The 13,428-nt window shown below is 54.7% G+C and carries 10 protein-coding genes; 7 read left to right on the top strand and 3 right to left on the bottom strand.

The genetic code is table 11. The annotated features are described in order from the left end of the window. Window positions 1-81 precede the first annotated feature (81 nt). Complete coding sequence (locus P40081_RS34635; protein ID WP_042140386.1) at window positions 82-1,407, top strand: extracellular solute-binding protein; 1,326 nt, start codon at window positions 82-84, stop codon at window positions 1,405-1,407. Between the two features lie 215 nt (window positions 1,408-1,622). On the opposite strand, the gene P40081_RS34630 is transcribed toward P40081_RS34635, so the two are convergent. Then, window positions 1,623-3,002, bottom strand: coding sequence for an MATE family efflux transporter (locus tag P40081_RS34630; protein WP_042140385.1), 1,380 nt, complete (start codon window positions 3,000-3,002; stop codon window positions 1,623-1,625). 288 nt (window positions 3,003-3,290) lie between these two features. Here P40081_RS34630 and hxlA point away from each other — a divergent pair, with 288 nt between their 5' ends. Continuing rightward, complete coding sequence (gene hxlA, locus P40081_RS34625) at window positions 3,291-3,923, top strand: 3-hexulose-6-phosphate synthase (protein ID WP_042140384.1); 633 nt, start codon at window positions 3,291-3,293, stop codon at window positions 3,921-3,923. Window positions 3,924-3,929: 6 nt separating this feature from the next. Next, window positions 3,930-4,487, top strand: a complete 558-nt coding sequence (hxlB, locus tag P40081_RS34620; RefSeq protein ID WP_042140383.1) for a 6-phospho-3-hexuloisomerase — start codon at window positions 3,930-3,932, stop codon at window positions 4,485-4,487. 167 nt (window positions 4,488-4,654) lie between these two features. Here the strand turns inward: hxlB and P40081_RS34615 are convergent, their stop codons facing one another. Together P40081_RS34615 and P40081_RS34610 are read right to left on the bottom strand one after the other, a co-directional pair. Beyond that, on the bottom strand, window positions 4,655-4,975 hold the full coding sequence (locus tag P40081_RS34615; RefSeq protein ID WP_042140382.1) for a cupin domain-containing protein: 321 nt from the start codon (window positions 4,973-4,975) through the stop codon (window positions 4,655-4,657). A 266-nt stretch (window positions 4,976-5,241) separates the two neighbouring features. Further along, window positions 5,242-7,803, bottom strand: a complete 2,562-nt coding sequence (locus P40081_RS34610) for a heparinase II/III domain-containing protein (protein WP_231575456.1) — start codon at window positions 7,801-7,803, stop codon at window positions 5,242-5,244. A gap of 297 nt (window positions 7,804-8,100) precedes the next feature. On the opposite strand from P40081_RS34610, the gene P40081_RS34605 reads away from it, so the two are divergent. From P40081_RS34605 to P40081_RS34590, 4 genes are read left to right on the top strand one after another with little or no spacing between them, the layout of a single operon-like run. After that, entirely contained in the window at window positions 8,101-8,997 is an 897-nt protein-coding gene (locus P40081_RS34605) for a carbohydrate ABC transporter permease (RefSeq protein ID WP_042140380.1), read from the top strand. Window positions 8,998-9,042: 45 nt separating this feature from the next. Further along, window positions 9,043-9,906 (top strand): carbohydrate ABC transporter permease, encoded by an 864-nt coding sequence (locus P40081_RS34600; protein WP_042141795.1) that lies wholly within the window; start codon window positions 9,043-9,045, stop codon window positions 9,904-9,906. 60 nt (window positions 9,907-9,966) lie between these two features. Continuing rightward, on the top strand, window positions 9,967-11,730 hold the full coding sequence (locus P40081_RS34595) for a sensor histidine kinase (RefSeq protein WP_042140379.1): 1,764 nt from the start codon (window positions 9,967-9,969) through the stop codon (window positions 11,728-11,730). Next, window positions 11,705-13,366: a response regulator gene (locus tag P40081_RS34590; protein ID WP_052422154.1), complete on the top strand. Its 1,662-nt coding sequence runs from the start codon at window positions 11,705-11,707 to the stop codon at window positions 13,364-13,366. Before P40081_RS34595 ends, P40081_RS34590 begins: the two co-directional genes overlap by 26 nt. Window positions 13,367-13,428: the final 62 nt, after the last annotated feature.

The raw sequence follows: 13,428 nt of genomic DNA, 5'->3' as shown, positions 1-13,428 counted from the left end.
ATATCCCTCCGGGTACGATGCTAAAATTTGATTGGTAGCGATTACATCAGGCCGCGTAATGTGAAATGGGAGGCTATAGCAATGTTGAGGAATAACATAATCAAGGGACTGTTCCTGACAATTACATTGGCCCTTGTTCTGACAGGCTGCAGCTTCACACAGGATAATAGTAGTGCGGCGGCAGCCACCAATGCTTCGGCCCCAAAAATAACGATTCATATGATGCACTTATGGCCGGCCGGCCTCTCCGCCCAGCAGAATAAGCTGGTTAGCCAGATCATCGGGGAATACGAGAAAGAGAATCCTAATATTATAATCCAGCAGGGCGTGCTGGAGAATGAACAGTACAAGAATAAGCTGAAGGTGCTCTCTGCCTCGAATGACCTGCCGGATGTAGGAATCACCTGGGCAGCGGGCTTCATGGAGCCTTATGTAAAGGGCGGATTATTCGCTCCGCTGGATGACATCCTGAATGGTACGCGGTTAAAGGGTAAATTCGTAACAGGCACTACCGAAGCCTACGTGGTCGATAATAAGACCTACGCACTGCCGATTGAGCTGAACATTTCACCGATATACTATAATAAGGATATTTTTGCGAAATATAATCTCCAGGTGCCTGCTACATACGAGGAGTTCAAGCAAGTGGTAAGAACGTTATCCCATCATGGCGTGGCTCCGGCTGCCCTTGGCAACAAGGACCGCTGGACCGGCTCGTTATGGTATATGTACCTTGCTGACCGTATCGCCGGCAGTGATACACTGAAGCGCGCAACGAAGGGGACAAGCTACTTCGATAATCCCGGCCTGGTCCGGGCTGCGGCTGAAGTGCAGACGCTGGTGGATATGAACACCTTCAACAGCGGTTTCAACGGGCTATCCAATGATGAGGGCAAATCGGAATTCTTGAATGAGAAGGCGGCAATGTATCTGACGGGTACCTGGGAGCTTCCCAACTTCACAACGAATCCGGAGATTCCGCAAGACTTCAAGGATAAGGTAGGGTTCTTCAAGTTCCCGACTGTGGAAGGCGGAAAGGGCAATATCAACAGCTGGGTTGGCGGTCCCGGTGTCGGACTGTTCGTAGCCGAAGCTTCCGAGGTTAAGGAAGAAGCGAAAGCATTTGTCGAATATTTCGTATACAAATGGGGAGAGGCCTCAGTAACCAGTGCAGGTGTAATTCCGGCGACCAAAGTGGATACCACGAATGAAGAGCTGCCGCAGCTGTATGTCGAACTGCTGAATGAATTAAACCATGCGAGCAGCATCACCCTGTTTGCTGATATCCAGATGAAGCCGAACGCCGCCCAGGTCCATCTGGATATGATTCAGGCGCTGTTCGGCAAAGCGATTACACCAGAGCAGTTCGCCGCCAAGCATAAAGAAGCAGTAGCCAAAGGAACCTGATAAGCGTACATCCTTATCACAAAGGGATGCCAATTGGCCGGATTACACGGCCGGGGCATCCCTTATTTGCGGAGGCGGATGATTAAGGGGGGCAGACGTGACGCGTTGTCATTGTCTTCCTCATCCTTCCTGCCAAATGAATAGGATTATGTATTCAAAAGGCGGCCCGCCTGAGTCGCAGAGATCAAGGTGAACCGCCTGTTTGTTGCTGCAGATTAATGCGCCGGCGCAGCGCTCAGCGGTTCTGCAGGTTCATGCTGGATCAAGCCGTGCTTCTCCCAGGCTCTGCTCTTCCAGCGGAAGTACATAATGACCGCCCGCACCCATTCATCGAATGCAGTGGCCAGCCAGACTCCGGCCAGACCGAGATCAAGCGTGAACACAAGGAAATAGCCCAGCGGCAGACTCATGCAGACCATGGAGATCAGGCCCATGTAGACCGGGAACTTGGCATCGCCGGAAGCGCGCAGCGAGTTGATAATGACCAGGTTGCAGGTGCGTCCGGTCTCAAGGAAGAAGCTGAGCAGGATCACTTGTGCGCCCATAGTTATAATCGTTTGATTATCCGTGAACAGGCCCATTAGCGGTGCGCGGAACAGAATAACAACCGCGTCCATAATTACGGTGACCAGCAGCGCCCATTTCACACTGGAGAATACCCGCGTGTAAGCTTCCTTCGGCCGCCTTGCGCCCACGAGATGGCCGACAATGATCGAGGTGCCCATGGATACGGCTACGCTGAAGAGGAAGATGTAGCTGGAGATATTCAGCGCGTATTGGCGGGTAGCCATGGCTTCAGCACCCAGATAAGTGATGTATAAAGTGAAGACCAGCTGGCAGCACTGATAGATCACCGATTCAAAAGCGGACGGGATACCGATTTTGAGAATCTGCAGCACATATTTTTTGGAGAGATGAGTGTAATAGGTCCATTTAACCCGCACATCCATGATCCGGTAGAGTAGCAGGAAGAACAGGACCAGACAGATCAGGCGGCTGGCAACCGTTGAAATGGCTGCGCCTTCGACACCGAGTGCCGGCAGTCCGAAATGTCCGAAGATCAGCAGATAATTGCCCCCGACGTGGATCACGTTCATCAGCAGAGAGACTACCATCGTCTGTTTCGTGAACCCGTGCGTCCGGATGGTGGTGGCCAGGGCGTTCAGCAGTGCCTGGAGGAAGATTCCGCCCCCGACAATATGCATATACGATTTGGCGTAGACGAGAATTTCGCCCGTCACGTTCAGCGCGCTCAGCAGACTGCCTCCGAACAGCAGCAGAATTGTACTCAGAATAATTCCGACCGCAAGATTGAGCGTTATGGCATTGCCCGTTACCTTAGCTGCTTCTTTGGGCTGCCTGGAACCGAGATACTGCGACACGACAATGGCCGCGCCGTTCCCGATAACACTGAGCACGAGAATGGCTATGGCAATAATCTGATTGGCCGCCCCGACACCGGAGACTGCATCATCCGATACGGAGCTGATCATGAATGTATCTACACTCCCCATGAGCATAAACAGGAACAGCTCGAGGAAAATCGGCCAGGTCAGCTTAATTAAATTGAACTCTTTGGGTTTGCTTGCTTCCATAATAAACTGTACACCTTCTTGTTGTTGAAATAGGATTGCCGCCGGAGAATTTGTAAATCTAATGTATGGTAGCACAGCTTTTGTGAAAATGCAGTAAATTTAAGAAAATCCTGAATAAATTCAACCTTCCTTTTCAAAAAGACGCACCAGACAGCCCGGCCCCCGCCCAATAGTATCCTTCAGGTAACTACATCACAATAAAGTGCCTACTTCCCTTATCGGCAGTATATCCCTAAACTTAGTACATCACTTACTAAAATATATTAATGACGAGGAGATTCTAAACCTATGAAATTACAGCTAGCACTCGATCTGGTGGATATTGCGGGAGCCAAGGCCATTGTTGCGGAAGTGGCCGAATTTATAGATATTGTGGAGATTGGAACACCGGTTGTTATTAATGAAGGTTTGCATGCGGTAAAAGCGATCAAGGACGCTTTTCCGGCACTTACGGTCCTGGCCGATCTCAAAATCATGGATGCCGGCGGCTATGAAGTGATGAAAGCTGTAGAAGCGGGAGCGGGAATCGTTACCGTGCTTGGCGTGTCCGATGATTCAACGATCCGCGGTGCGGTGGAAGAGGCCAAGAAGACCGGTGCAGAAATCCTGGTTGATCTGATCAACGTGAAGGATCTGAAGGCCAGAGCCGCGGAAGTGGACGCACTTGGCGTTGATTATGTCTGTGTACATTCGGGATATGATCATCAGGCAGAAGGCAAGAATTCCTTCGAGGATCTGAGAGCGATTAAGAGTGTGGTTACAAAAGCAAAAACAGCGATTGCCGGCGGGATTAAACTGGGCACGCTGCCTGAAGTGATTGCTGCGAATCCTGATCTGGTAATCGTGGGCGGCGGCATTACCGGCGAAGCGGATCAGAGAGCGGCTGCGGCGGAAATGAAGCGCCTTGTAAGCCAGGCCTAAGCAGCTATGGATACGCTGGATTACGCACGTGAAATTGTGAAGGAGCTGCAGGGCTCAGTCACCGGGCTGAACGCCGCAGAAGGTGAAGCCATGGCGGAGCTGCTGCTGCGCTCCGGGCAGATCTTTGTAGCCGGTGCCGGCCGCTCCGGCCTGATGGGCCGGGCGTTCGCAATGCGGCTGATGCAAGCGGGGCAGGCTGCGTTTGTCGTCGGAGAGACGGTCACCCCGGGGATCGGCCCCGGTGATGTGCTTGTGCTGGGCTCCGGCTCCGGCGAGACCAAGGGGCTGGTATCCATGGCGGAGAAAGCCAAGGCGATCGGGGCAGCTGTGGTGCTCGTGACCATCAGCCCTGATTCGTCACTGGGGCGTCTCGCTGATTATATCGTCAAGCTGCCGGGTTCGCCCAAGGATCAGACAGGCGGGAGCTATGCTACGATCCAGCCGATGGCCTCCTTGTTTGAGCAGACGCTGCTGGTATTCTACGATGCCGTCATCCTGCGGATGATGGAGCAGACGGGGCAGACCACCGGCAAGATGTTCGGCAAACATGCGAATCTGGAATAACGTAACGTAAAGACAGCCTGTCCGGAACTTCCGGGCAGGCTGTCTGCATTGTAAGGGTGCCAGGCGATGGCGCTGCTGATGCTAATGCTGCTGCCGGAATTGGCAGCAGCACTGTCTATTATGACAGGTGCAGGCGGGATGTGCCTGTCCTTGCCCCTGCACTCAGCTTAACGCTTAAGCAGATCCTCACGGATCGGTGTGAACACATCCAGCAGCGCCGAATTGGCTTCAAGTGCGGTTACCCCATGCTTGGCGTTAGACGGAATAGCTATGCTCTGGCCTGCGGACAAGGCGTATTCCTTGCCGTCGATGCGGAAGACGAAGCTGCCGCGCAGACAGTAGCTCATCTGCTCATGCACATGGCTGTGCTCGTAGCCCTCGGCGCCTTCCTCGAAATGAACCTCCATCATCATCAGACTGGCTGCCGCATTCAGAATGCAGCGTTTGACGCCCGGCTCCGCCGGTTCCCATACTCCTAGATTACTCATACTTTATTTCCTCCTTGTAAGTGTTATAGGCATAAATGTTGTACGTTTTGCAATAATGCTTCCTTGATAGGCCGGGTGTTCGGGACAATTGTTGTAGAAACTGCAAGAATAATTCTGCCAAGCCGCGTGAACGGGACGAAATACTGCCTTTTATACAACAATTTTGGATTTGGGCAGATATTATCAGGAAAATGTTGTATTCCGTGCAGGATTTTATAGAAGGTACTGGAGCTCTGCCGTGAATAGCAGATGAATCGGGAAATTCCTTATTGCGGAACGGCAATCTGAATCATTCCCGGCTTAAGAATCAGGGTATCGTCCGCCGCGTGGCCGCCGCCCTCTGCTTCCGCACCCTCCGTGCCGAGTACCCGGAGCGGGACGCCGCCGGGAATACGGACGCGGCGGCTTTGCCCTGAGCCGTTGATGGCGGCAACGAACCATGCACCGTCTGCGCGGGAAATCTTGTATACCCGCACGCCTCCGCCGGCGTCTTCGCACAGCAGCGGCTCCAGCCGCAGCGGGGGAGCTGCTGCTGTGCGCGGATGCAGCAGCACCACATAGTCTTCGCCCGCCTTGCCGTGCGCACGGAAATGCTGCTGCGCCGCCAGCGGGTAGGCTCCGCCTACGGCACCTTCTCCGGCAGTGATGACCGGACTGGACGGCTCTGCAATATGCGCACTCAGCCTCATGCCGCCTAAGGCTGCTACCTCAATATTCTGCCCCGTGATCTCAGCCTCTGTACTCAGTGTATGCAGATTCCATACGCTGTCTGCTCCGCCCTCAATCCGGTCCCATACCAGATAAGCGTCAAAGCCTGCCTTGATATACAGGAAATTCCGCTCATACTCACCGGCACGTATATCCGGGATCAGGCTTCTGACATAATCCAGCTCTTCTGTGAAGATAACCTCCCGGCAGACGCTTTGCAGCGGACCGTCAGCATAGCCGCCTGAACCATCAGCAAATTGGACGATATTATGCGCCGCGCCTGATACATACCAGTGCCGGTCCCCGTTGTAGTACCCGCCGGTTCCGGCATCAAGCGTCAGCGGAACCCCGTCTGCCCAGATGGAGAAATGGCCTTCGTCATGATGGGCGTGATAGGTCAGCGGCGAAGCCTCGTAGATGGCATAGTTCCGCAGGTTCTGCTCCCCGCTGCGGAAGATGACGTAGCCGATGCCGGGATAATGCACGGAGCGGAGGGCGGGCTGCTGCTCCGGCAGATCCGGCCGCGGATACAGCAGGGCGACCAGCGGCAGCGGGAAAGCCCCGGTATCCTGGACCGGTGCGCCGCCGTGCTTCCAGGTCCAGACCATTTCCGCCGACAACTGAGGATCTTCCTCTGCATAGAACGGGGCCGCGTAGCCGAGCAGGCGGAACCACTTCTCCTGTACATTGGCATCGCCGACGGCAGGAGTCAGCAGAATAGGTCCGGCATCGTGACCGCCCTGGATGATGTCCTCTGCGGTGACGATGCCATTCAGGAAGCGGTACATTGCTTTTACCTTAGGGTGCCTGAAGTAATCCGCTCCCTGCAGCCGCTTCAGCAGCACGAAGAACAGGAAATACCGGTGCAGCACGGCGCCGTGATAACGTACATTCTCCGGCCAGGCCCCCTCCTGATCCACTACCTCTGTCAGCTGCCAGTCAATTACGGAGCAGGCATGCTTCAGATAGCCAGCACTCTCAGGCTCCTGCGGGAAGAGCAGCGCATAGACACCAAGCCCGGTCGCCCGGTCCGCATTCCAGTTGCTGCGTTTGCCGCCCTTCTCATCAGGGAAGGTCTCCAGATCGAACCGGTAGTAGGCAGTGTCCATCATCATCGCCGCAATATAGCGTAGATCGGAGAGCAGCGCCTCTATTTCCCCGGCAGTTAACACTCCGCTTCCGGCAATCTGGTCATAGATGACCGAGACGGCGGCCAGACCGCGTCCGATATGCACAGCGCCATAAGTATCATCATCATGCCAGCCGTCCCGGCGGAAGATATCCATGCCCTGCCGCATATCGGCCAGCATGTACTGCAGCTTGCGCCCCGCCCGGGCGGCATAATGATCTTCACCGCTCACCCTATACAGGTTGGCGTCAGCACCGGCAGCCTCCAGCAGATAAGCCCAGTTGGTCAGCGTGGGCCGGTTGAAAAGCGCTCCGGACTGCTCCGGCCCGAGCGGCTGTCCGTCTTCGTCCAGGAACGTAACTCCAGTGCATACGCCGCCGCTGCCAAGCGGAGCTTCCAGGCTGAGCTCCGTCTGGATGCCGTAATAATCGCCTGCGGTTACCGGCAGGCGTTCTTCGTAACGCAGCACGGTAATGCCTTCCTCCGCTTCATTGCTGATGCGTACACAGAGCACATCCTCCTCCTGCGCACCTCCAGCCGGAGTGACGCCGGAAGGCTGCAGTCCGCTTCCGCCCCCGGCCAGCCGTTCAAGCGCCACTCTGCTGCCGCTTCCCGGCTCCTGCGTCCAGCCTTTCAGCGACTGGCGGAAGCTTCCATTAATCAGCGTCACCGGCAAGCCGAGCTGGGAATGCGTCAGCTGTACACCGCCGATCCGGGCAACGCCCTGCCCCCGGACCTGTACGGACAGCTGCAGACAAGCGGCCTGGGCGGGCACCTTGAAGACGAACGGCTCCACCCGGAATACACCGAGACGGCTAAGCGGAACCGCTTCTTCGCGTGCGGCGAATTGTGCGGACAGCTGCTGCTGTCTTACATATTCCTGCGAGATCGCCGGATACTGCTCTATTCTGGCGCGGAGCCCCTTCTGCTGCTCCTGGTCCTTGCCGCCGAAGGGGCCGGTACCGGCGGTGCCATGATTAGATGAATGCATAGGCAAATTTGCGGCCTCCCTGTGAATGCGAGTTCATTAATTAAACTAACTTAATTTCTTTCTACCATAAGTATAGCTGCCCGGGGACGGGACCCGGGATGGGTAAACGGAGGGAGGAGAGGGGACAAAGCAACTGAAATCACCCTTCAAGGCAGGGCCCCCGGCTTTGAAGCCGGATTTCATGAAAAAGTGAATTTCTCCCCCTTAGAGCAGTTGCTTTCTCCCTAACTGTGTCTGCACAGCGGGATTTATGATTAAGGAAAGAAACGCGAGCCGAATAGACAGGAGGAACAATCAATGAATGGAACGAAACGGCAAATAAACGCCTGGACCTTTGTAGCACCCAGTTTGATTCTGACGCTGATTTTTGGAGTGTATCCCGTCTTTTGGGCATTGAAGTACATGTTCTATGATTATCAGGGTTTCGGTACACCGCTCTTCATCGGCCTCGATAACTTCGAGCGGTTGTTCCGGGATAAGGATTTCTGGCAGTCAGTGGTGAACACCTTCGTTTACGCAGGCGGCAAGCTGATCATTACGATCCCGCTGTCCTTTGTGCTGGCTGTAGTGCTCAACCGCGCCTTGAAGGGGCGCCAGCTGCTGCGGGCCATTTATTTCCTGCCTACCGTAATCAGTGCTTCGGTAATGGCGATTGTGTTCTACGTTATTTTCAACTCCTACAACGGAATGGTGAATCAGCTGCTGATGGGCGCCGGAATTGTATCCGCTCCCATAGACTGGCTGGGCGCCAAGCATGCCCTGGTCACGGCAATTATTATCGCGATCTGGGGCGCAGTCGGCAACTATATGCTGCTCTTTATCGCGGGGCTGCAGAATATTCCGGAGGATCTGTATGAAGCCGCTTCCCTGGACGGTGCCGGGCCGCTGCGCAAAATGTGGAGTATTACCGTCCCGATGCTGGGACCTGTGCTGCAGATGATCATCATGCTGGCGATTACTGTATCGCTTAAGGGCTACGAGAGCATTATGGTGCTTACCGAGGGCGGTCCTTACGGCAAGACGGAAGTCATGTATCTCTATCTCTATAAATTGTTCTTCCCGGTATCCAGCGGAGGATCAAGCATCCAGCAGTTCGGTTACGGCAGCGCGGTCGGATTTGCTACGGCGGTTATCGTCGGCATCATTACCCTGATTTACTTCTATGTCTCCAAGAAACTGAATGATATCTACTAAAAGAGAGGAGAATGAACAGTGAGCACAATGCATGCGGAAACGAAAATGGCTTCGGCGCAGACCAGCCGTTCCTTAAAGAACAAGGCGCTGCTGTCCCGGGTACTGTTGTGGATTTTCCTGCTGATCGTAGCAGCGTTTGCGTTATTCCCCATCATATTGGCGTTCTTCGGATCGCTTAAATCAAATCTGGAGCTGACTACAGGAACTACTCTGCTGCCGAAGGAATGGATCTTCGATAACTATGCCCAGGCCTGGACATCCGCCAATTTCGCAAGGTTTACCTGGAACAGCGTATTTATAAGCACCTTTACGACGTTAGGGACTTTATTGATAGGAACGATGGCTGCCTATGCGGTAGCGAGGGTGGATTTCTACGGGAAACGCCTGTATGTGGTCATTCAGTCCTGCACCCTGTTCATCTCCATCGGTGCCGTTGTGCTGCGCCCACAGTTTGATCTCATGGTCTCACTGAATCTGCAAAAATCGCTCTGGGGCGTCATCATCATCCTGATCAGCGGTCATGCCACAGCATTCTTCATGCTGATCGGGTTTGTGCGGGCAATCCCGAAGGAACTGGACGAGGCAGCGTTTATTGACGGCTGCAACTTCTATAGCGTATACTTTCGTGTTATCTTGCCGCTCCTGACACCGGCCCTTGGGGTCACAGCGCTCTGGACCTTCCGCGGCGCCTGGAATGAATACATTCTGCCGCTGGTATTTACGATGACGCAGCCTGGATTACAGACGCTCACCGTAGGCCTGGCCGGATTGAAATATGGTGTTGGTGATGCGGCACAGCCCCAATTAATGCTTGCCGGCGCATGCCTGTCGATGCTGCCGATGATCATTGTCTATATTTTTGCCAACAAATCATTCATGCAGATGACAGCTGGCTCCGTGAAGGGCTAAACGGGCTAAGGCTAACGCGGCGGTCCACCGGCAGCCAGTCTTAACGAAGGATGTGGAATCATGCTGAAGGCCTGGCTGTACCGGACCTCGCTGAAGAAAAGAATATGGCTGACATTCACCGGGCTGACCGTCTTTTGTATCTCGGTCACCGGCCTGTGGGCCTATTCGATTGCTTCGCGGGCCATGGAACGCAACTCCATCGACCTGAACCGCAATGTGCTGAACCAGTCCGTTAACGTGCTGGATCAGAAGCTGAAGCAGATCATTGTGGCGTCCTCCACCATGATGCTGAGTGAAGCGTATAAGCAGACGATGCGGGATATACAAGCGGATAATACCGACCGGTTCTTTGCGAACTTCTCCTTATTGCAGGGCCCCTTCACCCAGGCGGAGCTGACAGAGAACTCCATTGAATCGATCCTGGTCAGTACACCGGACGGGGATTTCTACTCCGCCGGCAATCTGCGCAGAACAGCGACTCCATTTATGGAGTCTTTGCTGTATCAGCGGATCAAGGATAATCCGGAATCGAACTGGGTGGAGAGCCATGAGGACGAGCTGTTCGCGGGCAAGCATTATGTAATTTCTCTGCTGCTGCAGCCGCTGACGGAGAGCTATGTGCCCGATGTCTTCCTGACCGTTAATGTGAAGGAGGACATTCTGGAGGATACCGTCAGCGGAGGCGCGAGTCTCGGCAGTGCGAAGTTTCTGCTGATCAACAAGGGCGGAGCCAGTGTCTTCGGAGATAAGGAACGGCCGGATTGGTCCCGCTCGGCGCTATTTATGAACAAGCTGCTTCAGGCGGACAGCGGCAATTTCGAATATGCTGCCGGCGGCGGGACGATGCTGGTCAGCTATGCAGACTCGCGGTATGCGGGGGACTGGCTGCTGGTCAGCTACCAGTCGAAGGAGGAGCTTCTTCAGCCTGTACGCAGCATTCAGTGGCTGGTGCTGATGATTATGGCCGTGTGCATTGTCATCGCGCTGCTGCTGGCGAGATACCTCTCGGCACTGCTGCTCGGACCGCTGCTGAAGCTGCAGAAGACGATGTCGCGGGTGGAGCATGAGGATCTGGATGCCCGCTTCGAGAGTCCGTTCCAGGATGAGATCGGGGAAGCGGGCCGCAAATTCAACCAGATGCTGGACCGGATCGGCGGGCTGATTCTTGAGGTCAGGGATACGGAGAAGGAAAAACGCAAAGCGGAGATCAAAGCGCTGCAGGCGCAGATTGAACCCCATTTTTTATATAACACGCTCAATACAATCTTATGGAAATGCGAAATGGACGAATATGAAGATGTGAAGCAGATGGTGATTTCCCTGTCCGCGCTGTTCCAGCTGGGCCTGAACAACGGGCAGGAGATTACAACGCTGGGCAAGGAGCTGGAGCATGTCCGCCAGTACCTGAACCTCCAGCAGCAATGTTATGAGGGACTGTTCGAATATACGATAACCGCAGGAGCGGAGCTGCTGGAGCTGCCTGTCCTGAAAATTATCATTCAGCCTCTTGTGGAGAATTCCATTCTGCACGGGCTGAAGGAGCTTCGGGGCGAAGGCATGATTACGATCTCTGTGGCCATAGAGGCGCAGCATCTCGTAATCCGGGCGGCTGATAACGGCTCGGGCATGGATGCGGAGCAGCTGAATGCCCGGCTGAAAGAGCCGGCCGGCAGCGGGGGCTATGCCCTGACCAATATCTGCAGCCGTCTGCAGTTATATTACGGCAAGGAAGCCTCGTTAACCTTCCGCAGCCGTCCGCACATAGAGACTGAAGCGGTCCTCTCAATTCCAATGGAAGGTGGAGTTTATCCTGAGCCACGCTGAACCTGTAAAAATATGCATTGTAGATGATATTCCGGCTGTGGTCCGCGGCTTGTCCCAGCGGATTCCCTGGGAGGAGCACGGGATCGCCGTCGCTGCAACGGCGGCCAACGGGGAAGAAGGGCTGATGCAGATCCGCAAACACCGTCCGGATATTGTACTGACGGATATCCGGATGCCGTTCGTAGGCGGGCTGGAGATGATGAGGCTGATTCTGGCGGAGCAGCCGGGGATCAAGCTGATCTTCCTGACGGGTTATTCCGATTTCTCTTATGCCCAGGAGGCGGTGAAGCTCGGGGCCTTTGACCTGATCGTCAAGCCCTTTACCAAGCCGCAGGTGCTTGAATCCGTCCTGAAGGCCAAAGAGGTGCTGGAGCGTGAACGCTCGCAGGCTGAACAGATGCGGGGGATGGAGCAGAAGCTGCGGGAGAGTATGCCTTATCTGCGTCAGGAGTATATGCGTCTCCTGATCCGTTACGGCAGCAGGCAGCAGCACCGCAGCCAGCAGTGGGATTTCTATGCGATTACAATGAACAGCCGCGACTTTTGTGTGATGGTGGCGGAGATCGACTTTTTTGCCGAGCGTACGGCCGCGCTGGCGGTCTCTGAGGTTGAGCTGATCCGATTCGCGGTGCAGAACATTCTGGAGGAGACGATTGGCGGGTACACGCAGGGTCTCGTGTTCCGCGAGCGTGTTAATCAGTTCATTATCGTGATGAATCCCCCGGCGGAGCTTGATGCGGAGCAGCTGGCCGAGCAATGCCGGGAGAATGTCTGCCGGCATACGTACCAGACCGTGTCAATCGGACTCGGCGGGGAAGTGGAGGAGGCAGGCCAGCTGTCGGTATCCTACGCCCAGGCGCTGTCTGCGCTGACCAATACGTTCCTGACCGGCGGGAACAGTGTATACCGCTATGTGGAATCGCCGGAGAGGGATGCTGCGCTGCCTAGATACTCTTTTGACAAGGAGAAAGAACTGCTCTATTGCTTGCGTTCGGCTAATCTGGCTAAGGCGGAAGAGCAACTGGACAATATTTGGAATGAGTGGCTAAGTGCCCCCGTGCTGCCCGATCCGGCGATCGTCAAGACGATGTGTCTGGAGCTGGCCCATTCGGTCCACCGTGTCTTCTCCGACAAAGCTTCAGACGCAGAGGTCAAGCTGCTGGAGAAGAAGCTGGCCGATATGAATACCTCCGCCTCATTCGAGGAGCTGCGGGGTCAGATCCGGGAATTCTGCCGCCAGGGCTGCTCCTACGTGCAGATACGCCAGTTCAGTGAAGCGCGTGTGCTGGTGGAGCGTGCCATCGCCTACATCAATGAGAATCTGCACCGCAACCTTGCGGTTGCTGATTGTGCGAGGGAGGTTCATCTGAGCCCCAGTTATTTCTCCAATCTGTTCAAGAAAGAAATGGGGATGACACTCGCCCAGTACATTATCAGCCGCAGAATGGAGAAGGCCAAGGAACGGGTGCTTGAGGGCATGCAGGTTCAGGATATCGCCATCTCGCTGGGCTACGAGGACCGTCCTTATTTCACTGAACTGTTCAAGAAATATACCGGCATGACGCCGACCGACTTCCGCTCCAAATACACTTCGGAGGTGCAGCGCGGAAACAGTGATTTCGTCTCCCCTGAATAGTTGTTTTCTCCTTCACTTACAAACGCGCAGTCATTCTATAATTTTTATATGAAATGAATGCG

It is taken from the genome of Paenibacillus sp. FSL P4-0081, from assembly GCF_000758565.1.
Taxonomy (GTDB): Bacteria; Bacillota; Bacilli; order Paenibacillales; family Paenibacillaceae; genus Paenibacillus_AQ; species Paenibacillus_AQ phytohabitans.
This window is presented reverse-complemented; position numbering and strand designations above follow the sequence as displayed.